This is a genomic window from Streptomyces sp. 6-11-2 (assembly GCF_006540305.1).
In the GTDB taxonomy this organism is placed as follows: domain Bacteria; phylum Actinomycetota; class Actinomycetes; order Streptomycetales; family Streptomycetaceae; genus Streptomyces.
In genome coordinates, this window is the sequence record NZ_BJOR01000001.1 from 3,352,723 (window position 1) to 3,375,696 (window position 22,974).

Annotated in this window: 18 protein-coding genes and 1 pseudogene; 11 read left to right on the forward strand and 8 right to left on the reverse strand. The window is 73.2% G+C overall.

What is annotated here, in order from left to right:
* Positions 1-66: 66 nt before the first annotated feature.
* From TNCT6_RS14450 to TNCT6_RS14460, 3 genes are all read left to right on the forward strand, one after another.
* Entirely contained in the window at positions 67-681 is a 615-nt protein-coding gene (locus tag TNCT6_RS14450) for a TetR/AcrR family transcriptional regulator (protein WP_141359761.1), read from the forward strand.
* Between the two features lie 270 nt (positions 682-951).
* Positions 952-1,791 (forward strand): hypothetical protein, encoded by an 840-nt coding sequence (locus TNCT6_RS39850; RefSeq protein WP_172632902.1) that lies wholly within the window; start codon positions 952-954, stop codon positions 1,789-1,791.
* Between the two features lie 691 nt (positions 1,792-2,482).
* Complete coding sequence (locus TNCT6_RS14460; RefSeq protein WP_141359762.1) at positions 2,483-3,166, forward strand: phosphatase PAP2 family protein; 684 nt, start codon at positions 2,483-2,485, stop codon at positions 3,164-3,166.
* A 337-nt stretch (positions 3,167-3,503) separates the two neighbouring features.
* Here the strand turns inward: TNCT6_RS14460 and TNCT6_RS41685 are convergent, their stop codons facing one another.
* On the reverse strand, positions 3,504-4,649 hold the full coding sequence (locus TNCT6_RS41685) for a TerD family protein (protein ID WP_141359763.1): 1,146 nt from the start codon (positions 4,647-4,649) through the stop codon (positions 3,504-3,506).
* Positions 4,650-4,859: 210 nt separating this feature from the next.
* Here TNCT6_RS41685 and TNCT6_RS14470 point away from each other — a divergent pair, with 210 nt between their 5' ends.
* Positions 4,860-5,126 carry a GlsB/YeaQ/YmgE family stress response membrane protein gene (locus TNCT6_RS14470; RefSeq protein WP_141359764.1) on the forward strand — a complete coding sequence of 89 codons (267 nt, stop codon included), beginning with the start codon at positions 4,860-4,862 and terminating at the stop codon, positions 5,124-5,126.
* A gap of 25 nt (positions 5,127-5,151) precedes the next feature.
* Here the strand turns inward: TNCT6_RS14470 and TNCT6_RS39855 are convergent, their stop codons facing one another.
* The 7 genes and pseudogenes from TNCT6_RS39855 to TNCT6_RS14500 all read right to left on the reverse strand — a co-directional run.
* A complete protein-coding gene (locus TNCT6_RS39855) occupies positions 5,152-5,319 on the reverse strand; it encodes a hypothetical protein (protein WP_172632903.1) in 168 nt (55 codons plus the stop codon).
* A gap of 5 nt (positions 5,320-5,324) precedes the next feature.
* Positions 5,325-10,292, reverse strand: coding sequence for a DNA repair ATPase (locus TNCT6_RS14475; RefSeq protein WP_141359765.1), 4,968 nt, complete (start codon positions 10,290-10,292; stop codon positions 5,325-5,327).
* Positions 10,293-10,464: 172 nt separating this feature from the next.
* The gene (locus TNCT6_RS14480) at positions 10,465-12,531 is read right to left on the reverse strand and encodes an SPFH domain-containing protein (RefSeq protein ID WP_141359766.1); all 2,067 of its coding nucleotides are present in this window, start codon (positions 12,529-12,531) and stop codon (positions 10,465-10,467) included.
* A 435-nt stretch (positions 12,532-12,966) separates the two neighbouring features.
* Positions 12,967-13,620 carry a hypothetical protein gene (locus TNCT6_RS14485; RefSeq protein WP_141359767.1) on the reverse strand — a complete coding sequence of 218 codons (654 nt, stop codon included), beginning with the start codon at positions 13,618-13,620 and terminating at the stop codon, positions 12,967-12,969.
* A 153-nt stretch (positions 13,621-13,773) separates the two neighbouring features.
* Positions 13,774-14,598 carry a rod shape-determining protein gene (locus TNCT6_RS14490; protein WP_141359768.1) on the reverse strand — a complete coding sequence of 275 codons (825 nt, stop codon included), beginning with the start codon at positions 14,596-14,598 and terminating at the stop codon, positions 13,774-13,776.
* Complete coding sequence (locus TNCT6_RS14495) at positions 14,595-14,966, reverse strand: TraR/DksA C4-type zinc finger protein (protein WP_172632742.1); 372 nt, start codon at positions 14,964-14,966, stop codon at positions 14,595-14,597. Before TNCT6_RS14495 ends, TNCT6_RS14490 begins: the two co-directional genes overlap by 4 nt.
* A 59-nt stretch (positions 14,967-15,025) precedes the next feature.
* Positions 15,026-15,346 (reverse strand): annotated as a pseudogene (locus TNCT6_RS14500) (TraR/DksA family transcriptional regulator); the annotation flags it as partial.
* A 300-nt stretch (positions 15,347-15,646) separates the two neighbouring features.
* Here TNCT6_RS14500 and TNCT6_RS14505 point away from each other — a divergent pair.
* From TNCT6_RS14505 to TNCT6_RS14535, 7 genes are all read left to right on the forward strand, one after another.
* The gene (locus TNCT6_RS14505; protein ID WP_141359771.1) at positions 15,647-16,603 is read left to right on the forward strand and encodes a HAMP domain-containing sensor histidine kinase; all 957 of its coding nucleotides are present in this window, start codon (positions 15,647-15,649) and stop codon (positions 16,601-16,603) included.
* A gap of 2 nt (positions 16,604-16,605) precedes the next feature.
* Positions 16,606-17,265: a response regulator transcription factor gene (locus TNCT6_RS14510; RefSeq protein WP_141359772.1), complete on the forward strand. Its 660-nt coding sequence runs from the start codon at positions 16,606-16,608 to the stop codon at positions 17,263-17,265.
* Positions 17,266-17,378: 113 nt separating this feature from the next.
* Positions 17,379-17,831, forward strand: a complete 453-nt coding sequence (locus TNCT6_RS14515) for a hypothetical protein (protein WP_141359773.1) — start codon at positions 17,379-17,381, stop codon at positions 17,829-17,831.
* A gap of 72 nt (positions 17,832-17,903) precedes the next feature.
* Positions 17,904-20,321, forward strand: a complete 2,418-nt coding sequence (gene secD, locus TNCT6_RS14520; protein ID WP_141359774.1) for a protein translocase subunit SecD — start codon at positions 17,904-17,906, stop codon at positions 20,319-20,321.
* Positions 20,322-20,487: 166 nt separating this feature from the next.
* The gene (locus tag TNCT6_RS14525) at positions 20,488-20,820 is read left to right on the forward strand and encodes a TraR/DksA C4-type zinc finger protein (protein ID WP_141359775.1); all 333 of its coding nucleotides are present in this window, start codon (positions 20,488-20,490) and stop codon (positions 20,818-20,820) included.
* An 81-nt stretch (positions 20,821-20,901) separates the two neighbouring features.
* A complete protein-coding gene (locus TNCT6_RS14530) occupies positions 20,902-21,723 on the forward strand; it encodes a rod shape-determining protein (RefSeq protein WP_253266105.1) in 822 nt (273 codons plus the stop codon).
* Positions 21,724-22,098: 375 nt separating this feature from the next.
* On the forward strand, positions 22,099-22,944 hold the full coding sequence (locus TNCT6_RS14535) for a hypothetical protein (protein ID WP_253266106.1): 846 nt from the start codon (positions 22,099-22,101) through the stop codon (positions 22,942-22,944).
* Positions 22,945-22,974: the final 30 nt, after the last annotated feature.

Here is a 22,974-nt window from a genome sequence, read left to right on the forward strand (position 1 = left end):
CTCCCCTCCGTAAGCGTACGGCTTACGCTTACCAGCGTAGGCGTATGCCGTACGCTGTCAACCGCCATGCCACGCCCACGTTCACTCACGCAGGACCAGCCGGCCGCGGCCGCCCTCGCCGTCATCGACCGGGACGGGCTCACCGGACTGTCGATGCGCGCCGTCGCCAAGGAACTCGGCATGAGCACGATGGGGCTCTACCGGTACGTGGACGACCGCGAGGAACTGGAACGACTCATCGTCGAGCTCGTCCTCGCCCGTGTGGACGTCGAGCCGCCGGACCCCGCCATGCCGTGGCGCGAGCGGATCGAGGTCATGGTGCGGCGGCTGCGCGACGCCGTGGCCGACCACCCGGCGATCGTCCCGCTCGCCATCTCCCACCGGCACCACTCCCGCGGAGTGCTGCGCTGGTCGGAGGCCGTGCTCGCCGTCCTCACCGAGGCGGGCGTCGCGGGCGAGCGGCGGGTCGTCGCCCTGCGCGGACTGCTCAGTTACGTCATCGGGGCCATCCAGCTCGAACATCTCGGGGCGCTGTCCGGTCCGGGCACCGTGGCCATCACCGAGCTGCCGCCCGCCGAGTTCCCGCACATGGCGCAGACCGCCCGGGACGCCCGGAACGTCGGCGCCGACCAGGAGTTCCTGGGAGGACTCGCCCTGCTCCTCGACGGCCTCGGCGCCTGACAGCGGCCTGACGGCGGCCTGAAGACGCACGGCGCACCGGTGCGGCACGGACCCGTCCGCGCCGTCGGCGACCGAGCCGTGCCTGCCCCTGAGAACGCCATGCCCGTCCCGGTTGGGCCGGTCGGCAGAGGCCGGGTGTGACGGGATAGGGCCTTCATACGCTGAGGCAGTCGGAATGAGCAGCGAGGGCGTCGGATCCGTAGAGCGAACCAGTAGCAACCGCATGGGATGGACACGGGTATGGGCGACCGACACAGCGACGGTGGGGGCGTGGACCGCCGATACGCCGGAACGGGCGACCGCCGGCCCGGCGGCGACGGCGACATCCGCGCCACCGAGCTGGAACCCGTCCTCCGCCGTGCCCTGTGCGCCGAGGCCCTCGACGCGTCGGCCGAGCAGCGGGCCGTGGCCGCCTTCCGGGCCGCCCGGGAGGAAGGCGCGCACCAGCAGGCACGGGCGCGGAGGCGGGACGACTGGCGACCGTGGCGCGTCCCGGGGCGGCGTGCGGTGCGGGCCGCCATCGCCGTGTTCATCGCCGGCCTGACGTTCAGCGGCGTGGCGATCGCGGGGATCGGCTCACCGAAATCCGACGGGAAGGCGGAGGACGACGGTCGCGCACGGCGGCATCCGTCGCCCACCGCTCCCCAGGCTCCGTCGCCCGACCGGTCGCCCGCACCGGCGCCCGCCGACGCCGCACCGTCCGGGCCCGCCTCCCCCACGCCCGCTCCCTCCGTGACCCGGGACCGCCCGCCGACGGCCAAGGACGTCCAGGCCCACTGCCGCGCGTACGCGTCGGTGAAGGGCAGCGGCAAGGCGCTGGAGTCGACGGCCTGGAAGCGGTTCGTCGAGGCCGCCGGAGGCGAGGACAACGTCGACGCCTACTGCGCCGACCAGTTGGCGCAGAGCGAGACCGGCAGCCCGGGCAAGGGGAACGGCTCGGACAACGGGAACGGCTCCGGGAGCGGGAACGACCCGGGCAAGGAGAACGGACAGCCGAACGGCAACTCGGCCGTCGAGAAGAACGCGAAGAACGAGAAGAACGGACAGACCAGTCCACCGGGCCGCGCTCCCGGGGCCGGCGCGGCGAAGAATGGGCAATCCGGCACGTGAACGCGTGGATCGCGTAGATCACGTGGATCGCGTGGATCGCGCAGATCACGTGGATCGCGTGGATCGCGTAGATCACGTGGATCGCATGGATCGCATGGAATACGGCATGCGAGTTGTGACGCACCGAGTGGTGCGATGAGTGCCTTACTGCACAAACGTGTCGATTTCGTGTCAGTGCACCGGAACCCGTGACATTCCGTGCTCCCGCAGCGCTGAACCCAGTGACCCCGGGCGGGGTCGGGCCGCCTGCTCTCCGGGGGGAGGTACGCGGGCGGCATCATGCAGGGGCAGACTCGTTCGCACCCCCCCCGTGGCGGGTCTGCCCCTGCTTCATCACTCGGCCGGCGCTCCATCACTTGGCCGGCCCTGCGGCCGCATGAGCCCGCCGCCGGAGCGCTCTCCGCGAATGTGCCTGGTCGTGGCGCTGCCGCGCGAGCCGGGGCGGATGGCGGCGACCGCCAGGACGTCCTTGGCCACAACCGCCCGCCCTCAGGAGGCCGTGATCGGCCCGGCGGCAATACGACGGCGCCTGAAGCAACCCGGTCCCCAACTGCTACCGTCTACCAATCTGTAGACGTTCATCCCTCGGACGGCCCGGCTTCACGAGGGTTCCACTTCTGCGTCCGCGTGTGTTCACACGCGTTCCCCGGAGCGCTCACGCACGTGGACCCATGGCCCGGAGATCCACCTGATGACGACTTCCTCCCCGCCCGCCACGGGGCTCGACGGCGCGGCCATCGACGGCGGCCTCTACACCGACGTCACCAACTTCGCTCGGGACACGCACTGGCTGAACGAGCCCGCCGCGCTCTTCTCCGACCTCGGCATGGGCCTGTTCGCGCTCTTCCTGCTGGTGGCCTGGTGGCGCGCCCGGCGCGAGGGGAACACGGTGATGGCCGCCGTGCTGGCCACGCCGTTCGCCGTGGTCCTGTCGTACGTCGTCAACAGCGGGATCAAGAACGTCTTCGAGGAGCCGCGCCCCTGCCGGGCCCTCCCGCACGGCTTCCTCATCGAGGCGTGTCCCCCGGTCGACGACTACGCCTTCCCCAGCAACCACACCACGGTCGCCTTCGCGTTCGCGGTGGCCCTGCTCGTCATCAGCCGGTGGCTGGGGTCCATCGCCCTGCTCACGGCCGTGGCGATGGGTGCCTCGCGCGTCTACGTCGGCGCCCACTACCCCCATGACGTCGGCGTCGGCGCCCTGGTGGGGACCGTCGTCACCCTGATCGTCGTGCTGATGGCGCGCCGGTTCGCCCCGCCGCTGGTGGAGCGGCTGGGCACCGGGCCCCTCGGTCCGCTGCTCGTCGCCCGGACCGCGAAGCGGGCCCGGCCGACGGCGCGCTCGGGCCGGGCGGCGGCGCGGGCCCGGATCTAGCGCCTCTCTTGTTGCCCTGGCCGGTGTCGTAGTCGAAGGCGGGCCGGTCGCTCCTGCTGGACGCGGCCGGCCCTCCGGCGCACCTGGACGACGTGATCGGCCGGGTCGTACGGTCCCGTGGTCGCCGTCGCCGAGGCTCGCGCCGGGCCGGTGGGCGAGGCCGGGGCCGGGACCGTCGGCGCGGGCCGGGGGCGGAGCCGGAGGGCGGCCCGCCGGCCGCGCGCACGGCGATGTTGGAGGTGGCGGCCAGGAGCACCACCGCCGACCGACGCCGGCGCGACCGCGCACCGGTCATGTCCCGCCTTCACCGCCCGCTCCCCAGCTCCGCGGGAGCCGGTCACTCCTCGTAGTAGTTGTTGATCACCACGTCCGGCTCGTCGTCGTCGAACGCCTCGTTCAGCAGGGCCCCGCCGACCAGGCCGGCCGCGCCGGCGCCGATGAGCGCGCCGGTGCCGAAGCGGCGGCCGCCCTGCTGCTGGTCGCCCTGGGGAGCCGGGTAGCCCTGCTGCGGGTACCCCTGCTGCGGATAGCCCTGCTGGGCCTGGGGGTATCCGGGGCTCATCGGCTGGGGCGGGGTGTAGAACGGCGGCGCGGTGGTCTGGACGCGCTGCGCGCACTCGGCGCACGCCTGGACCGGCCGGGGCACGCCCCACTGCGGGTACCAGCTGACGCTCGTCGTGCCAGGGCCGTGGCCGGGGTCGAAGAAGCAGGTCATGTCAGGACTCCTCGTGGGCTGCGGTGGTGCGGCGACGATCGGCGGCTGGGGGGACACCAGGGTCGGTGTCGGTGTCACAGGGAGTGGGGGCGGGGGCGTGTGCGTGGGTGCGGGCGGGGCCGACGGGGGCGGGCCGTACGCTCCCGCACCGGGGTCCGGGGCGGACGGGGCCTGGTTCGGGGCCGGGTCCGGGGCCGTCGTCTCCCGCAGGACGTCGACGCCGTAGTCGGCGGCGATGCCCGCGAGGCCCGATGCGTACCCCTGGCCGACCGCCCGGAACTTCCACTCGGCGCCGTGCCGGTACAGCTCGCCGAAGACCAGCGCCGTCTCACCGGCCAGACCGTCGGCCACCAGGTCGTACCGAGCGAGTTCGGCGCCGCCCTCCTGGTCGAGCACGCGGATGTGGGCGCGCTGCACCCGGCCGAAGGACTGCCCGCGGTCGGCTCCCTCGTAGAGCGAGACCGGGAAGACCACCTTCGTGATCTCGGCGGGCACACGGGTCAGGTCGACGTCGATCCGCTGGTCGTCGCCGCCGACGGGGCTGCCGCCGCCGCTGTGGCGGACCGAACCGTCAGGGCTGCTCAGGTTGTTGAAGAAGACGAAGTGCCGTTCGGACAGCACCTTGCCGGACGCGTCGCACAACAGCGCGCTGGCGTCCAGCTCGTATCCGGCATCCGCCTGCCAGCCCAGCCCGACCGTGACCGCCGTCAGGCCGGGAGCGTGCTTGCTCAGCGAAACGTTGCCGCCCTTGGTCAAGGGCACACTCATCGAACTCCTCCGCAGCTTTTCCGGTCCCCCGTGTTCACGGAGGTCAACGCACGTGCCCTCCTCGGCAGTTCCAGGGTTGCGCAATAATGAAAATATGTGGCTGGATGCGGAGCGGCCAGGCAACCACGGGCCCCATACCTCGCGTCCTGGCCATAGCAGGCATCCGGAACCATGCGATCGGGCAACCAACACTCCTGGAGGACAGGCGACGTGAGCATCATCGGCTGGATCATCCTCGGGCTGCTAGCCGGGGCCATCGCCAAGATCCTTCTGCCGGGGCGGGACCCGGGCGGACTGATCGGCACCACTCTCATCGGCATCGCGGGCGCGTTCGTGGGCGGCTGGCTCTCCGCCAGGTTCCTCGACCGGCCCGTGGAGAGCAACTTCTTCGACCTCTACACCTGGGGTGCGGCCATCGGCGGCTCGCTCGTGCTGCTCATCGGCTACCGCCTCCTGTTCGGCAACTCGCGGAACTGATCCGGCGGCACCGCCCGGGAGGCGCTCACTCCTCCTCGGCCGGCGACGGGGACCGGTAGGCGTGGGCCCTGCGGCGGTCGCGGCGGACCAGAACGGTCGTACTGGCCGCCACGATCAGCGTGGCGGTGCTGAGCGGAACCAGGAAGGGCGTCATCAAGGCCATCGCCGCGATGACCGCCGTCATCGTCTCCATCGTCGTCACTCCTCCTTTGCGCGCTCGGCCGCGTGCCGGGCCCGGGAGCCGGTGCGGCCGGTCAGGGCGGCCTCGATGGCGCCCATCCGGTCGGCCAGCAGGGCAAGAGCGGCGGTCGCGCGCGTGAGGGGATCCCCGGCCGGACCGCCGAGGGTCTGCGCGCGGACGTGGGCCGACTTCACCTCGGCCCAGCGATCCGCCTGTTGTGGGGTCAGGGTGCCGCGCAGTTCGGCCAGTTTCAGCAGGTTGGCCTCGGCTCCCGTGGTGAGGGTCTGTGCCTCGGCGGTGAAGTGGTCGTCGAGGACCGCGGACAGTTCGGCGTCGTTCATGACGGGCCGCAGCCGCTGGGCGATCTTGTTCATGGTGCGGTAGGAGCCCTGGAGCCGGAACGGCGGCTCGGTGCGCGTCGCGTCGGACTGGGCGGCGGAGGCGATGTAGGCGGCGTTGACCGCGAGGACCGCCTCACGCGCGCCGAGCAGCTGACGCAGCACGGACACGATCTGCTCGACCTCGGCGGGCGCGCAGGGGTGCTTCAGCCGGTCGGCGCGGGCCGCGGGGTCGTTGCCCGCGAGCCGGAGGAACAGGTCGAGGTCGCCGCGGTCGCGGCCGGCCAGCGGGGCCAGCACGGGGTTCGCGGTGAGCGCGTTCTCCAGGAAGCTGAGGGCGAAGACGTCCTCCTTGCCGGTCAGGACGTCGCCGAGGTTCCAGACGTCGGCGCGGTTGGCGAGCATGTCGGGGACGCGGAAGCGTTCGCCCGACTCGGTGTAGGGGTTGCCGGTCATGCAGACGGCGAACCGCTTGCCGCGCAGGTCGTAGGTGCGCGCCTCGCCGTTCCGGACGCCCTCGACACGGCGGGTGGCGTCGCACAGCGGGATGAACTTCTGGAGCAGCTCCGGTGAGGTGTGCTGGATGTCGTCCAGGAGGAGCAGGGTGTTGTTGCCCGCCGCCAGCGCGAAGTTGATCTTCTCGATCTCCTGTCGGGCCGTGGCGTTCGGGGCCTCGGCCGGGTCCAGCGAGGTGACGGCGTGGCCGAGCGCCGGGCCGCTGATCTTGACCAGCATCAGGCCGAGGCGGTCGGCGACGTACTCCATCAGCGTGGTCTTGCCGTAGCCGGGCGGCGAGACGAGCAGCAGCAGGCCGCCGGTGTCGGTGCGCTTGGTCTCGCCCGCGGTGCCGAGCTGGCGGGCGAGGCTGTCGCCGATGAGCGGCAGGTAGACCTCGTCGATGAGCCGGTTGCGGACGAACGCGGCCATGGAGCGTGGACGGTGGTCGTCCAGGCGCAGCTGGGCCCGCTCGGTGTCGACCAGGGCGGTGCGGCGGCGCTGGTAGGCACGGAAAGCGGGTGCCTCCCGCGTCTCGAAGCGTTCGGTGCGGGCCAGGAACTCGTCGATCCGCAGGGTGAGTTTGCGGCCCTCGATGCGCGGGTGGGTGCCGAGCAGACCCTCGACGGTGGTCACCGGGGAGACCTCGGACTCGTAGCGGGGCAGGTCCGGGCACAGCTCGGCGGCCACCGCCTCGGCCAGGTCGCCGACGGTGATCTCGGTACCGGTGGAGGTGACGTACGCCGACAGCCACGCCTCGGCCAGCTGGCGGCGCGCGGCGAGGCCGTCGAGCGCGGCCAGGTCCTCGTCGTAGGCGGAACTGCCCACGGTGCGGCGGAACTTGTCGAGCAGGGTGCGGGTGGCGGCGCTGATGACGAACCCGTCGGGCCCGCTCGTCAGCTCCTGGAACAGATACGCCGCGGCGGCGGGCGCCAGGTCGCCCGCGCCCAGGGAGGCCGGTCCGTGGCCGCCCAGGGAGGCCGGTCCGTGGCCGCCCAGGGAGGCCGGTCCGTGGCCGCCCGGGGCGGCCAGCCAGGTCGCGAGGGCCGCCGCGAGTTCCGCGGCGAGTTCGGCGATGGCGGGGGACGGGCCGAAGGCGTCGCGGGCGCGGGCCAGGGAGGCCGCTCGCCGGGTCCAGGCCGTGCGGGCCTCGGCGGTGGTGCCGTGCGCCCAGAACAGCTGGGCGGCGGCCCGCGCGGCGGGTTCGTGGCGCAGGGGCCCGGCCTGCTCGTACAGGGGGAGCAAAGCGGTGAGGATCGCCGTCGCGTCGTGGTCGTGGACACCGCGCTCGTAGCCCTCGTCGTACGCCTCCTCCGCGGCCCCGCGCACCAGGGCCGGCAGGTCGGCCTGTGCCGGCGCGGCCGCGCCGTGGCGGCGCAGCAGCCGGGCGGCGAGGTGTTCGGCGCGGTAGACCTCGGGAGACTCGGACGGCAGCCGCCGGTCCCAGTACGGGCGTGTGTCCGCGAAGCCCGGGTCAGTGACCGGGGCGCGGTAGTCGGTGCCGGACAGGGCGAAGGCGAGGCCGTCGCCGTGCGGGACCAGGGTGAGGTCGAGCGGCCGGGTGGTGACGGCGAAGCGGTGGGTTCCCAGGCGGAGGGTGCGACCGCCGTCGGCGTACAGGTCGGTGCGGTCGCGCAGCGCGCGGGCCGCCTCCTGGCGGGCGGACTTCAGGCGGCCGCTCAGTTCTTCCGCCCGTACCGGATCGCCGAGTTCGCGCAGTTCCCCGGCGGTGCGGCGGACCTTGGCGACCAGCGGATCGGAGGCGAAGAAGGTACTGACGGCGTCGGCGTCGGCGAGCGTGGCCGCGCGCCGGGCGATCGTCTCCAGCACCCGGCCTGCGGACGCCGCGAGTTGTTCGGCGCGGCGGGCGCGGGCGTCCAGGAGGCCCTGCTTGCGGCCGGAGAAGGCCTCGTAGATCTCGGTGCGCTTGTCGGTCAGCTCGCCGAGGAAGTCGTCGAACTCCGCGAAGCGGGACTCCAGGTTCTCCAGCCGCACCAGCATGGACGCGAGTTGCTCGTCGCAGGCCTCGGGGTCGTCCGCGGCCGCGAGCGCGCCGGTGACGGCCTGGCCGAGCAGCGCGAACTCGGCCGCGAACTCGGCGCGTCCCTCCTGGTCGCGCAGTTCACGGCGGCGGGCGTCGAGCAGGGCGCGGGCGCGGTTGACACCGCCCAGCACCTCGGCGATGCGTTCCAGGACGGAGGTACGCACGGTGGCGTCGCCGATGTCGAGGCCGGCGACGACCTCGGTGACCGTGCGCAGCGAGCCGGCGAGGTCGTCGAGCCGGCCGGCGACCGGTGCCGCCTCGGCGACGCTGCCGATCGACTCGGCATCGGAGGCGAGGCGTTCGACCTCCTCGTGGTGGTCGGCGAAGGCATCCTCGCGGGCCAGGAAGGCGACCGCCCGCTGCCCGAACGTGGCGAGGTCGGCCTCCGTCCCGGCGGCCAGCTCGTCGATGCGGGCGGTGTCGGCGTACCGCATCTCCTTCAGGGTCAGCAAGTGGCCCTGGGCCTGCCTCAGTTCGCTCAGGCCGCCGACCCAGGCGGCGGCGCCGCGCGGTGCCTCGCCGCGCAGCCGGCGCACCACCGCGGCGAGCCGGCCGGCGGCCGCTTCGAGCGCGTCGGCGGCCTGCCGGGTCAGCGTCTGGACGGTGCGGAACTCCTCCAGCACCTGCTCGGCGGTGGCCCGTACGGCGTCCAGCGGGGTGCGCAGGTCGCCCAGTTCCTCCTCGCCCAGCCAGTGGTGGCTGTCGAGGGCGCGGACGCAGGCCGCGGCCAGCGCCTCGTACACCTCGGCGGTCGGCGTGGTCTCGGCGACGGCGCGGCTGATGGACAGGCAGTCGGAGATGCCGCGTACGAGGTCGGCGTTGCCGATCCGCCCGAGGGGTCCGGTGCCCGTGGCGCCCGCGTGGGTGTCGGAGACGTAGGGGGAGCTCCAGAGCTGGAGGGGGTGCACGCGGCCCGGCTCGTCGGGGCCGGCCGAGGGGTCCGTGCGCAGCGCCATCAGCGTGCCGTCGTCGAACAGCGCCCAGCCGTGGCAGGACAGCGGGGTGGCGACCTCCTCGCGGATGGTGTTGTACGACAGCAGCAGGCTGCGGCCCTCGGCGGGCGCGTGGAAGGCGTACAGCACGTCCTCGCCGTAGGGCGAACGCACCTCGCGCTCGAACTCCAGGCCCGTGCCGTCGAGTTCGTAGGTCTTGTGGACGCCCGTGGCCAGGCAGTAGCCCCCGGGGAACACGATGCCCTGGTCGTCGGGCAGGCGGCGGCAGGCCTGCCCGATGCCGTCGAGGCGGACCACGGCCCTGGTGAGGGTGTGGAAGACGAGGTAGCGGTGGGCCTGCTCCTTGTAGGGGCGGATCCGCAGCAGGATCAGCGGGCCCACGCTCGCGTGCGCGACGTCCGCGTCGGCGAGGGACTGGAGCGGTTCGTCGACCGGCTCGCTGTGGACGCCCTCGCCGGTCTCGGTGTCGTCCTCCGTCTTGACGGTGAGGTGGCCGCCGACGGTGGAGACGAAGATCTCGCCGCGCACGGAGACGTGCGGGTGGCGGCCCAGGACGTGGTCCTCGCGGCCGGTCGCGGTCCACTCGAAGTCGTGGGACGGCGGCGGCACATGGTCGCGTTCGCCGCGCCCGTCCAGGAACTCCGCCCGGCCGTCGGGGGTGATCGTCCAGCGCAGCACCCGGATGTCGCCGGGCTTCTCGCCGGTCCGGAAGACGGCGAGGAGCCGGCCCTCCACGCGGCGCAGGCTCAGCAGCCGGGCCTGCCGGTAGTAGCGGTGCAGAGCCCCGAACTCCCGCACGAAGGCGGGGTCGTCGAGGAGTCCGGGCACCGCGTCCTCGGGCAGCCGGTTCAGTTCCCGGTCGTGCAGCGCGAGGACGTCGCCGACCTCGGGTTCGGGCCGGTTGCCGTTGTATCCGAACAGCAGGCGGTCGCCGACTGCCACGACGTCGCGAGGCACACTGGGGTGCTCGGTGCGCAGCCGGCCGGTGCCGGTGAGGTCCAGGCGCGTGGCGCCGAACTCCTCGGCCCGTCGGGCGTTGAGTCGTTCGGCACCGCGGGCGAGCTCGGCGGCCTGCGCGGTCAGCCGGTCGCGCAGCACCTCGTACGTTCCGGTGTCCACGGAGTCGTACGAACCCGTCTCCAGGGCGGTGGCCATGGGTGGTGCGTCCCTTCGCGAAGAGGTGCGGGCCCGGGGCCCGGTCTGTCCGGCGGATCAGGCCGGCTCCCGTCGGCGGGGCTTTCCGGCCCCGTGATTCCGGCGTGTCCACGGGGCGGGCCCTCGACCGCCGTCTTTCCGACGGTGGGTTGGGGCCCGTCCCCGTGGTTCGTCAGACCCGGGCGGTGCCGTTGAGTGCGGTGAGCGGGGTGTCGGCGAGGCCCAGCTCACCCGCGCGGTCGAGGAGCTGCTGGAGCTGACCGGCGTTCGTGCCGCCCGGCTGCATCATCTTCATCAGCAGCGCGGAGACCGTCAGGTTCTTGACGTCGGCCGAGTTGACCTGGCCGAGGATCCGGGCGAGGTCGTCGGTGAAGTTCGACGAGCCGTCCAGCCAGGGCCCCGCCAGGGCCTGCGCGGTCCGGGAGTTCTCCACGAAGCCGTCGACACCCTTGCCGAACGAGATGGCGCTCATCAGGCGGTCGAAGAAGACCGACTCGCCGCCGACGATGTCGATGTCGGCGTGCTCCAGGCCGGTCGCGATGACCGTGGCCTGCGCCTCGGCGACCTGCCGCTGCGCCTCCAGGCCGGCCAGCCGGATCTCCTTCTCCGCCTGGAGCCGCAGCCGGTACTCCTCGTGCTCGCGGGAGGCCTCGTCCAGGGCGGCCATCGCGGCCGCCTTCTCGGTCAGGCCCGCCGCCTCGGCCTTCAGCTTCTCGCCGATCGCGGCGGCCTCGGCGAGCGCCTTGGCCTGGGCGCCCTCGGCCTCCGCGCGCAGCCGGGCCTCGGTGCCCTGGGCCTCGGCGAGCGCCTTGGCCTGCAACGCCTCGGCCTCGGCGCGGCCCGCCTTCTCGATGACCTCGGCCTCCTGCTCGCGGACCTGGACGGCGGCCAGCCCCTCCGCGGCGGCCTCGGCCTTGACGGCCTCCGCCAGGCGCAGCTTGGCGCGGGCGTCGAGGTCGGCGGTCTTCAACCGGGCCTCGGCCAGGGTGAGTTCCTCGGCCGCGCGGTGGGTGGCGGCCTGCTCGGCGGCCTCGGCGGCCTTGATGTCCTTGACCAGCTTCTCCTGCGCCTCCGCCTCGGCGGCGATGATCACGGCCTGGCGCTCGCGCTCCGCCTCCTCCACGGCGCGCAGCTTCTTGATGGACTCCTCCTGCTCGGCGACCGTACGGTCCACCGCGACCCGCTCGCGGACGACCTCGGCGATCTCCCGCTTCTCCGCCTCGACCTCCTTGTCGGCGGCGATCCGGGTGAGCTGGGTCTCCCGCTCCCGGGCGATGACCTCCAGGAGGCGGTCCTTCTCGATGCGCTCGTTCTCGATGGCGATGACCCGCTCGCGGTTCTTCGCGGCGACCGCGACCTCACGGGCCTGGTTCTCGCGCTGGACGCCGAGCTCTTCCTCGGTGCGCAGGAAGGCGCTCTGCGCACGCAGCCGCTCCTCCTCCATCACGCGGGCGGTCTCGGCCTCCTCGCGGGCGCGGGAGGTCTCGATCTCCCGCTTCTGCTTGATCTCGGCGTCCGCCTGGCGGCGCTCCAGCTCCAGGATGGCCTCGCGCGCGTCGACGTTCTGCCGGGTGATCTCCTTCTGCTCGGTGCGCTGCGCCTCGTTGGTGCGCACGTGCTCCACGGCCGTCAGCTCGGTGATCTTCCGGATGCCCTGGGCGTCGAGGACGTTGCCCGGGTCGAGCTGGGTCAGCGGCGTCTGCTCCAGGTAGTCGATCGCCGCGTCCTCGAGGTGGTAGCCGTTCAGGTCGACACCGATGACCTCGATGATCTGGAACCGCAGTTCCTCACGCTTGGTGTAGAGGTCGGTGAAGTCCATCTGCTTGCCGACGGTCTTCAGCGCCTCGGAGAACTTGGCGTGGAACAGCTCCTGCAACGTGTCCCGGTCGCTGGCGCGGGCGGTGCCGACGGCCTGGGCGACCCTGACGACGTCCTCGACGGTCTTGTTGACCCGCACGAAGAACGTGATGCGGATGTCGGCGCGGATGTTGTCCCGGCAGATGAGCCCCTCGCGGCCGGTGCGCGTGATCTCGATGGCCTTCACCGAGATGTCCATGACCTCGGCCTTGTGCAGCACCGGCAGGACGACCTGGCCGGTGAAGGTCACGTCGACCTTGCGCATCTTGGAGACGATCAGGGCCTTGCCCTGCTCCACCTTCCGGAACAGCCGGGAGAAGGTGAGCAGTACGAAGAGAACGAGGAGCAGGCAGGCCGCGACGAGTGCGCCGATGACATCCATGGCATACGTCCTTGACGGTAAGGAACGGTGAGTAAGGGAGAGACCGGGTGGCCGGGTCCGGCCCCTGCCGTGTCCCGGCGACTCGGGCGCCGGGCCACGGCAGGCGGCGGGTGCGCCGCGGAATCGTCGAGCCCCCTCTTCCCCCTGCGACGCACCGGGCGGCGGTACTTCCCCCTGCCGGCCCCGGCACCGGACATCTGCCGGTGTCCGGCACCGGAACCGTCCGCGGTGCTCCCCTCGCAACATCATGCCCGACCGGGCTCACCTGGCACATTGCCGGTTTCCGGCAGTGTTCGGCGGTCCTTCCTGCCGGTGACCTGACAGTGCAGCGTCAAGATCGGGGAACCGGGCTCGGAAAGTCCGGAGAGCGCCGCCGCCTTCGCGGGCCGTACCGGATGCGGCACGGCGCGGCCCCCGGCCGCCGGCACCCCGCGGTCACGGGGAGGGCGGCCAGCGGGGGGCCGTGCGGGCCCAGGCGCTGTCCCAGGCGGCCAGGTTGCGGCGGCGGAGCAGCAGGCCGGCGGCGCCGTACACCGCGGCGCCGGTGACCGGGACGGCCAGGGCGGCGAGGATCGCCCAGCCCGTGCTGTGGCTGCGGACCTGGGCGGTGGTCAGGGGCGGCTCGGTGATGCGTCCGTCGGTGTCGGCCCATATGTCGACGGAGCTGCCGGCGGGCAGGCCGGGCTCGACGTCGGTCCTGTCGGTGCGGGCGAGCCCGCCCGGGTCGGTGAAGCGCACCGGTACCGGATAGCGGGTCTTCTTCGCCTCCTCGGAGCCCGGCTCGGGATGGCGGGGTGCGGCGTGCAGGAGGACCGCGGTGGTCTGCCGCCGCGTTTTTTCCTGGTGCTCGGCCGCCTGTTCGTAGTGGCGCAGGGCGGTGGCGCCGACGAAGAACATGGCCACGGGCGTGCCGGCCAGTACGGCCAGCAGGACGCCGAGGCCGATCCACGCCTGGAGCAGGTCGCTGGGGCGGCGCACCGGGTTGCGCCGCAGGCGCCAGAGCATGCGGCTCGGGAGTTCGTCGGGGAGCGGGTCGTCGGGGAACAGCCCTTCGGGGGGCGGCTGGGCCCGAGGGATGCCGCCGGCCATGGTGCGGCCCTCCTTCCGTGTCCTCTTGGTCCGCGTGGTCCGCGTGGTCCTCGCAGTCCGCATGGGCCTCTTAGGCCTCGTGCTCCTCTTTTCCGTGCGCGGTGGGGACGGGCTTTTCCGTACGCGGTGGGGACGGGGGCTGGCCTACGGGGTCTAAGGGGCGGGCGGCCCGGAGGACGCGCCCGCCGGGTCGTCGGGATGGTCGTGCGCGGCCCGCAGCAGGGTGGCGGCACCGCGGACGGCGGCGGTGTGCGGCGCCGCCACGGCCTTGAGGGGCGCGTGCAGCCTGCCGGCGAGGTGGTAGGTGATCTCCGGGCGCAGGGCTCCGCCCCCGGCCAGCAGGGCGCCCCGGCGCAGGGCGTCCACGGTGAGCGACGTACGGTCCTGCCGCAGCATCGCGGTCACCATGGTGGCCACCGCCTCGCAGATCTGCACCGGCGAGGCGGAGTCGAGGTCGCTGGTGCCCAGCGCGGTGCGGCGCGCGTCGACGACCGCGCCCTCCGACAGCAGCACCACCTCGGTCAGATGCGCGCCGATGTCCACCACGAGCAGCGGGCGGGACAGGTCCGCGCCCGCGGCCAGGGCGACGGCCCGCGCGCTGGGAATGGTCAGCACGCCGCGCGGCCGCAGCACCTCCACCGCCGTACGGGCCTCGTTGCGGAAGGCCACCCCGTCCAGTACGGGGGCGGTGAGGACGACCAGGGGACGGGTGAAGCGGGGCAGGCGGTTGCCGAGGAGGCGGTCGAGCATCCGGGCCGTGCCCTCGGTGTCGATGATCGTGCCGCGCTGGATCGGGTACACCGCCCCGGAGCCGGGGAACGTCACCGTGGGGACGTCCAGGACCAGCCCCCGCCCGGCGACCCAGGCGCGGGTGCGGGCGCTGCCCATGTCGAGGGCGACGCCCCAGCCCTGCCGGCCCAGCGGCCACGGCCGGTGCCGGGTGGCCGCGGCGGCACGCGAACGCTGGGTGACGGTCACCGTCCGGCCTCCCTGACCTGCTGGCAGCGCGCGCAGTAGCGGGCCTGCGGCACGATCTCCAGCCGCTCCCGCGCGATGGGACGCCGGCACAGGTGGCAGGTGCCGTAGCCGCCCTCGTCCATGCGCGCCAGGGCCGCCTCGACGTCGGCGAGGACCATGCGGGCGGAGGCCGCGAGTTTCACGCGGACCTCCACCTGCGAGGCGGTCTGCTGCTGGAGCAGTGCGTCCGCGCGGGACGTCGCGGCGGCCGAGATCTGCTCCAGCTGTTCCTGGCGGAACATGCGCTGGTCGTCGAGGTTCGCACGGAGCGCGGCGAGGTCCTCGGCCGTCAGGTACGTGTCGCGGTCGCCGATGATCTGGTTGTTCACCGTTTCACCCCTTGGGCAGGGCGGAGGACGAAGGCAGGACGGACGGGGCGGGCGGGGCGGGCGGTACGGCGCCGGCAGGCGACGCAGTGCCCCGTGTACGGCAGGATCTCCAGGCGCTCCGCCGGAACCGGCTTGCCGCATTCCAGGCAGGTCCCGTAGGTGCCGTCCTCGATCCGGGCGAACGCCTCGTCGATCTCCTTCAGGACCCGCTGGATGGCCTCACGCTGGGAGGACATCAGGTGGTCGTCCGCCGTCTGCCCGGTCTCGCCGAGGGCTTCCAGCTGGACCAGCCGGGTCCCGCGGGCGTGTTCAAGGCGCCGGCGGGCCTCCTGAGCGGACAGGCGCTCGCGGGGTTCGGTCCGGGCGGCGTCGAGCGACATCGTCAGTGCCCTACTTTCTGCAACGGGGGACGGGGGTCGGTCACACCTCAACCCTGGTCGAACCCGCCGCGGTTTCCCATCGGGTCCAGAGCCCATTTGCGGCCGGTCCGGGGATCCACTCGACACGCGGATGGGTAGGCCGCACCCTGCGAAATGGGGACCGTGCCCCATCGATCCCGGCGGCCGGCGGGAGGCACACTGGCGGCAGGCCCGGTCGGGACCAGGGGGCCGCGGCTCGTCCAGGATGCGCGATGCCCGACAGTAGAGGCAGACCGCATCACGGAAGGAGGCTCAACCCTGGTGTCCCTGTTCTGGCGGATCTTCGGGCTCAACGCCGTGGTGCTGGGCACGGCCACCGCGCTGCTGCTCTGGGCCCCCGTGACCGTCTCGGTGCCGGTCGTGCTGACCGAGGCCGTCATCCTCGTGGGCGGCCTGGCCGTCATGCTGGTCGCCAACGCCGCCCTGCTGCGCTGGGGACTGGCCCCCCTGGACCGGGTGACGAAGCTGATGACCACCGTGGACCTGCTGCGCCCCGGCCAGCGGCTGCCCGAGCAGGGCGGCGGCGAGGTCGCGGAGCTGATCCGCACGTTCAACGCCATGCTGGACCGACTGGAGAACGAGCGGGCCACGAGCAGCGCCCGGGTCCTGCTCGCCCAGGAGGCCGAGCGGCGCCGTATCGCGCAGGAGCTGCACGACGAGGTGGGCCAGAGCATGACCGCGATCCTGCTCGCGCTCAAGCGGGCCGCGGACGAGGCGGACGCGCCGCTGCGCGACGAACTGCTCCAGGCGCAGGAGATCACCCGGGGAAGCCTGGACGAGGTCCGCCGGCTGGTGCGCCGACTGCGGCCCGGGGTCCTGGACGACCTCGGCCTGGTCGCCGCGCTGACCTCGCTGACCACCGACTTCGCCACCCACACCGGGCTGCAGGTGGTGCGCCGCTTCGACACCGACCTGCCCGCCCTGGAGCCGGAGACGGAGCTGGTCCTCTACCGTGTCGCCCAGGAGAGCCTGACCAACGTGGCCCGGCACGCGGACGCCGAACGGATCGAGGTCAGCCTGCGGCACACCGACGACGCCGTGGAGCTGGCCATCACCGACGACGGGCGCGGCATCAAGGCGGCGCACGAAGGCGCCGGCATACGCGGCATGCGCGAGCGGGCCCTGCTCATCGGGGCCGGCCTCGACATCGCCCCCGCCCCCGCGGCCGGAACCGAGGTCCGGCTCACCGCGCCCGTCGTCCCCAGGAAGCAGAGCTGATCATGTCCGACCCGACCACGATCCGCATCCTGCTCGCCGACGACCACGCGCTGGTACGACGGGGGGTGCGGCTCATCCTCGACCAGGAACCGGATCTGGAGGTGGTCGCCGAGGCCGGCGACGGCGCGGAGGCCATCGAGATGGCCCGCACCCACGACATCGACCTCGCCGTGCTGGACATCGCGATGCCGCGGCTGACCGGGCTCCAGGCCACCCGCGAGCTGGTCGCGCTCAAGCCGGACCTGCGGATCCTGATGCTCACCATGCACGACAACGAGCAGTACTTCTTCCAGGCCCTCAAGGCCGGTGCCAGCGGGTACGTGCTGAAGTCCGTCGCCGACCAGGACCTGGTCGCCGCGTGCCGGGCGGCGATGCGGGACGAGCCGTTCCTGTACCCGGGCGCGGTGACCGCGCTCATCCGCAACTACCTGGACCGGGTCCGCCACGGCGAGGAGACCCCGGACCAGGTCCTGACGCCCCGCGAGGAGGAGGTCCTGAAGCTGGTCGCGGAGGGGCACTCCTCGAAGGAGATCGGCGAGATCCTCTTCATCAGCATCAAGACCGTCCAGCGGCACCGCGCCAACCTGCTCCAGAAGCTCGGTCTGCGCGACCGGCTCGAACTCACCCGCTACGCCATCCGGGCCGGTCTGATCGAACCCTGACGGCCCGCCCCACGACCGCCTGGGGTCCCGGCTGCCCACTCCCCGGCCGGGATCCCGGGTACGACACCCGCGTCCGCCACGAGTGCCACCACGAACACGAAAGGGGACGGTGCATGCACCCAGCGCCGAGCACCGCTCCCTCGTCCCGTGCCCTGGCCTTCCTGACGGCCGCGCTGCTCACCCTGCTGGCGGTCTTCACCACCGGCAGCCCTCCGCCGCTGCCCGCGCCCGCCACCGCGGCGGCCTCCGTCGCGGACCTCGCGCCCGGACCGCGCTCCGGCTCCGCGCCCGGCGGCGGCCACTCCGGCTTCGACGAGCGTCCCGCGGACGCCCCGCACGCCGGGCAGGGGTGCACCGTCGTCTGCTCCGGGCAGGACGGCACCCGGCAGGAGTTCCACGGGGACCGGCCCGTCGCGCACGGGCAGTTCGCCACCGCCGAGGACGTCACGGACATCCCCCTCCCCGCACCTGGGCGGACGCGACCGGTCCCGGTGACCGTCGCCGCCCGCACGGTGCACGTGGTGCAGGACGGCGGCCGGGCACCGCCGCGGGCCTTCGGCATCTGAAGTCCCCCGTTCGCCCCTCGACCGCCGTGACCGCGTCGGCCGCAGTCTCGGCGTGCCTGCCGGAGGCCTCCGTTGAAACGTACGAAACCCAGTACTTCCCTGAAACGCACGAAACGCAGTACTTCCCGGGTGAGAGCGCTGTTCGCCCTCGCCGTGATCGCCCTGTCCGTGTACGTCACCGCCACCGTCCCCGTCCGTCTCGGACTCGATCTGCGGGGCGGCACGCAGATCGTCCTGGAGACCCGCTCCACCCCGACCGCCAAGGCCGACCGCGAGGCCACCGACCGCGCCCTGGAAGTGCTGCGCGGCCGGGTCGACGCGCTCGGCGTCGCCGAACCGACCCTCGTCCGCTCGGGCAGCAACCGGATCATCGTCGAGCTGCCCGGCGTGCAGGACCCCAAGAAGGCGGCCGACGTGCTCGGCCGTACCGCCCAGCTGACCTTCCACCCGGTGGTCGGCGTCGCCGACGGCACCGAGGACCCCGCCACGTCCAAGCCCGAGGCGTCCAAGGAACCCAAGGACCCCAAGGAGCCCGGCGCTTCGAAGGAACCCGAGGCGTCCAAGGGACCCGACGCGTCCAAGGAACTCGTCCTGCCCGACGAGTCGGGGCAGAAGCTGCGCCTTCAGGACAGCGCCATGACCGGCAAGGACGTCAAGGGCGCTCAGGCGCGCTTCGAGCAGGAGACGGGCGCCGGCTGGACCGTCACCGTCGACTTCGACAAGGCGGGCCGGACCGCGTGGGCCAAGCTGACCAGTGAGGCCGCCTGCCGTGAGGTGGGCGACCCCGCGCGCCGGGTCGCCATCGTGCTCGACGACCGGATCATCTCCTCCCCGCAGGTCGCCCCGTCCGTCGCCTGCGGCACGGGCATCGCGGACGGCTCCACGCAGATCACCGGCTCCTTCGACGACGCCGAGGCCCGCGAGCTGGCGCTGCTCATCAACGGCGGCGCCCTGCCCGTGCCGGTCGAGACGGTCGAGCAGCACACCATCGGCCCCACCCTCGGCGCCAGCGCCATCGAGGCCACCGCCTGGGCCGCGGTGATCGGCACCGCCCTGACGATCCTGTTCATCAGCATCGTCTACCGCCTCACCGGCTTCCTCGCGGCGGTGGCCCTGCTCTGCTACGGAGTGATCTCCTACGCCGCCCTGGCCGTCCTCGGCGCGACCCTGACGCTTCCGGGCCTGGCCGGTTTCGTCCTGGCGATCGGCATGGCCGTGGACGCCAACGTGCTCGTCTTCGAACGAGCCCGTGAGGAGTACGCCGGCATGCACCGGCCGAGCCCGCGCTCGGCCCTCACCGCCGGATTCCGCAACGCCTTCAGCGCGATCGCCGACTCCAACATCACCACGCTGATCGCGGCGGGACTGCTGTTCTTCCTGTCCACCGGTCCGGTACGCGGCTTCGCGGTCACCCTCGCCATCGGTGTCGGCGCGTCCATGATCAGCGCGCTGGTGATCACCCGGGTGCTCGCCGAGTTCGCCGTGGACCGCGCCTGGGTGCGCCGCCGCCACCTGCTCACGGGTCTGGCGACCACCGGACGGGTCCGCGATCTGCTCGCGCGCCGCAACCCGGATCTGATGCGCCACCCGCGTCGCTGGCTGGCCGCCTCCGCGGTCCTGCTCGTGCTCGCCGGTTCGGGCATCGCGGCCCGGGGCCTGAACTTCGGCCTGGAGTTCACCGGCGGCCGGCTGATCGAGTACACCACCGCGACCCCAGTGAACCCCGACCGGGCCCGCACCGCCCTCGCCGACGCGGGCTTCCCCGGCGCGCTCGTGCAGTCGTCCAACGACAACGGCCTGACCGTGCGCACCGAGGACCTGACCGACGCCGAGGCCGCCAAGGTCACCGGGACCATCAGCGAACTCGGCGGCAAGACGGAGAAGATCCGCGACGAGCTGATCGGCCCGAGCCTGGGCGAGGAGCTGCGCCGCAACGCGCTCATCGCACTCGGCGTCGCCCTCGGCGCCCAGTTGCTGTACCTCGCGGCCCGCTTCCGATGGCTGTTCGGCACGGCGGCGGTCGCCGCGCTCGCGCACGACGTCGTCATCCTCGTCGGCATCTTCGCGTGGCTCGGCAAGCCCATCGACGGTGTGTTCCTGGCGTCGCTGCTCACCGTCATCGGCTACTCGGTCAACGACTCGGTGGTCCTGTTCGACCGCATCCGGGAACTGCTCGGACGCGACCGCAAGACACCGCTGGAGCAGATCACCAACAAGGGAATCCTGCAGACGCTGCCCCGCACGATCAACACGGGCATGGGCGCGGTGCTGATCCTGATCTCCCTGACGGTCTTCGGCGGGGACTCGCTGACCGACTTCGCGCTCGCGCTGCTCATCGGTCTCGTGGTCGGCACCTACTCCTCGGTGTTCACCGCCTCCCCGCTCGCCATCGAGCTGCACCGCCACCAGCGCGGCGGGCGGCGACACGGCTCGGGCGGCGGCGCGGGCGGCGGCAAGCCCGCCCGCCGGAGCGCACCGGCGCGGGTCTGAGGTCCTGGCGGTGGGCGGCGGTGCACCCCGCCGCCCACCGGAAATGGGTACTGCGACCGATGGCCGCATCCCGCGCGCGCGGCCACGCTGGAGGGTCAGGAGGGGGCCGTACGTCACCGCGGCCCCCTCGTCACCGGCTCTTTTGCCAGAAGGGACCGTATCGCCGATGTCGTGGGAGACCACCAGCAGTGCCTCCGCGGCCGAGCGCCTGAGCGCGCACGATGCCCGGCAGCGCCTCGAACACGAGCGCAACTCCCGCCTCGCCCAGCTGCGGGCCGTCCAGGAGACCGAGGACGGCGGTCAGGAGGCCGACGACCTCCTGACCGCGCAGAAGAACGCCCTGCAGCAAGCGCTGAAGGACATCGAGGCCGCCTTCGCCCGGCTGGACGACGGTTCCTACGGGAACTGCGAGGACTGCGCCAAGCCCATTCCGGTGGAGCGCCTGGAGATCCTTCCGTACGCGCGCTGCTGCGTGCCCTGCCAGCAGCGCGCCGGCTGATCCGGCTCCCGCGCCCGACGGCGCCGCAGCGCGGCGCGGCCCGCGCCCGCGTCCCCTGTCCGAGGTGAAGGAGGCCGACCGGTGATCCTCGGCGACAGCACGTCGACCGCCGCCCCGGGGGGCCGCGGGCCCACCGGGGCGGTCCGCGGGCGCGGTCCGGGCATCGCCCTGGACCTGGGCAGTGCCCGGACCCGGGTCTGGGCGGAGGGCCTCGGAGGCATCCTCGACGTGCCCACGGTCACCCATCAGGGCTCCGCAGCCGCCCGCCCCGTCCGGCGCGGCACCGTCGTGGACCCGGCCGCCGCGACCCGGCTCGTCTGCCGGCTGCTGGCCGACCGCGTCCCGCACGACGCCCGGCCCGTCGTCGTCCTCACCACCCCGGTCCTGAGCGGGCCTCGGTCCCGCGCCACCACCGTCGGCGTCCTTCAGGTACTGCGACCGCGGGCCGTGCTGACCATCGACAGCGTCCGCGCCGCCGCGCTGGGCGCCGGCGCCGACCTGTCCGGCGCGCTGCTCGTCATCGACGTCGGCGCCCAGCTCAGCGAGGTGGCCCTGCTCACCGACGGCCGGGTGGCCGCCGCCCGCCGGGCCACCATCGGCACCGACGACGTGTGCGCCGCCACCCTCGCCGAACTGGTCACCGCCGTCACCACGCTGGTCACCGGGCTGCTCCGGGACGATCCCCGGCCCGCACTCGTCGACGCTCTCGACCGCGGTCCGCTGCTCGCCGGCGGCGGCCCCCTGCGCCCCGAGCTCGCCTACCGGCTGTCCGCGCGGCTGCGCAGCCACGTCCGGGCCGTGCCGCGGCCGCAGACCGCCGCCGTGCGCGGCGCCGTCGAAGCCCTGCGCTCGGTCCTGCGCCATCCCGCCCTGAGCCCGCCGCTGCCTCTGCCGCCGCTGTGACGCCGTCTGTGGGAACGCGGCGGGCTCGATTACGGTCCATACGGTTGTGCGCACGGTGGGGTGGGGGAACTGCTAAGGAGCCGAACGGCGGTGCAGCAGCGCAGCAGTACGCAGCCATGGACAGAGGAGCCGGGGGAGCCGGGGGGACCGGCGGACGACAAGTGGCGGGGCCGCGGACAGCGGAGCAGCCGACCACCGGACGCCGAACCGGAGGACGGTCGACCGGGGGACGGCGGACCCGAGGACGGCCGACCGGAAGACGGCGGACCCGAAGACGGCGGACCCGAGGACGGCCGACCCGAGGACGGCCGACCCGAGGACGGCCGACCCGAGGACGGCCGACCCGAGGACGGCCGACCCGAGGACGGCCGACCGGTGCGGGTGCGTGACGTGGCCGCACGGTTCGCGCGGTTCACCGGGCGGACGCTGCGCGCCGAGTGGCACGGCATCGTCGTCGACCCCGTTCGGCAACTGGCGCGACGGGGGCTGTCCGGGCTGGTGCTGGCCTTCGTGGCGGCCTTCGGCGTGATCTTCTTCCACGAGGTGGCGCAACGGCCGGCCGGGGCGGCGGCGGTACGGATCCTCGGCGGCGTCCAGGCCGACCTGCCTCTGTGGCTGACCCTGCTGCGCACCCCGGTGTCACTGTACGTCCCGGCGCTCGACCTGCCGGTGTGGGCCGGCATCACCCAGCTGTTCCTCGCGTTCGCGCTGGCCGAACTCACCCTGGGCCGGGGCCGGACGCTGTTCATCTCGTACGCGACCACCCTGGCCGGCACCCTCACCGTGCGGGTGATGATCGCGATCGGCCCCGGCTGGTGGGGACTGGGGCTGCCGTCCGAGGCCGGCCGGATCCTCGACACCGGGCCGTCCGCAGCCGTGGTGGGCCTGTTCACCTACCTGTCCGTGGTGCGGCGCGCCCCGGTCGTGTTCTTCCTCACCGGCGGCTCGATGGTGGTGGAGTCGGTGGTCAGGCCCAACCTGGCCGGCCGCGAGCACCTCATCGCGGTGGCCGCGGCGATCGTCCTCGCGCTCTTCCACGGCCGCGGCCCGGGTTGGCTGCCGGGCCGGGCGGCCCTACTGGATCGATGGCGGCGGGCCCCGGCTCCGGCTCCGGCTCCGGCTCCGGCGGGTGCCCCGGCGGGCCCGTATCCGCACCACCGGCCGCACCGTCCGCGACGTCACCCGGCCCTGCCGGGCGCGAACGCCCGGGACTCCTCCTAAAATCACGATGGACTCCGCAGGGGGAAGGGT

Coding starts and splice junctions, on each gene's coding strand:
- TNCT6_RS14450 (WP_141359761.1), top strand. CDS start 67: ATGCCACGCCCACGTTCACTCACGCAGGACCAGCCGGCCGCGGCCGCC.
- TNCT6_RS14460 (WP_141359762.1), top strand. CDS start 2,483: ATGACGACTTCCTCCCCGCCCGCCACGGGGCTCGACGGCGCGGCCATC.
- TNCT6_RS41685 (WP_141359763.1), bottom strand. CDS start 4,649: ATGAGTGTGCCCTTGACCAAGGGCGGCAACGTTTCGCTGAGCAAGCAC.
- TNCT6_RS39855 (WP_172632903.1), bottom strand. CDS start 5,319: ATGGAGACGATGACGGCGGTCATCGCGGCGATGGCCTTGATGACGCCC.
- TNCT6_RS14475 (WP_141359765.1), bottom strand. CDS start 10,292: ATGGCCACCGCCCTGGAGACGGGTTCGTACGACTCCGTGGACACCGGA.
- TNCT6_RS14480 (WP_141359766.1), bottom strand. CDS start 12,531: ATGGATGTCATCGGCGCACTCGTCGCGGCCTGCCTGCTCCTCGTTCTC.
- TNCT6_RS14485 (WP_141359767.1), bottom strand. CDS start 13,620: ATGGCCGGCGGCATCCCTCGGGCCCAGCCGCCCCCCGAAGGGCTGTTC.
- TNCT6_RS14510 (WP_141359772.1), top strand. CDS start 16,606: ATGTCCGACCCGACCACGATCCGCATCCTGCTCGCCGACGACCACGCG.
- TNCT6_RS14515 (WP_141359773.1), top strand. CDS start 17,379: ATGCACCCAGCGCCGAGCACCGCTCCCTCGTCCCGTGCCCTGGCCTTC.
- TNCT6_RS14525 (WP_141359775.1), top strand. CDS start 20,488: ATGTCGTGGGAGACCACCAGCAGTGCCTCCGCGGCCGAGCGCCTGAGC.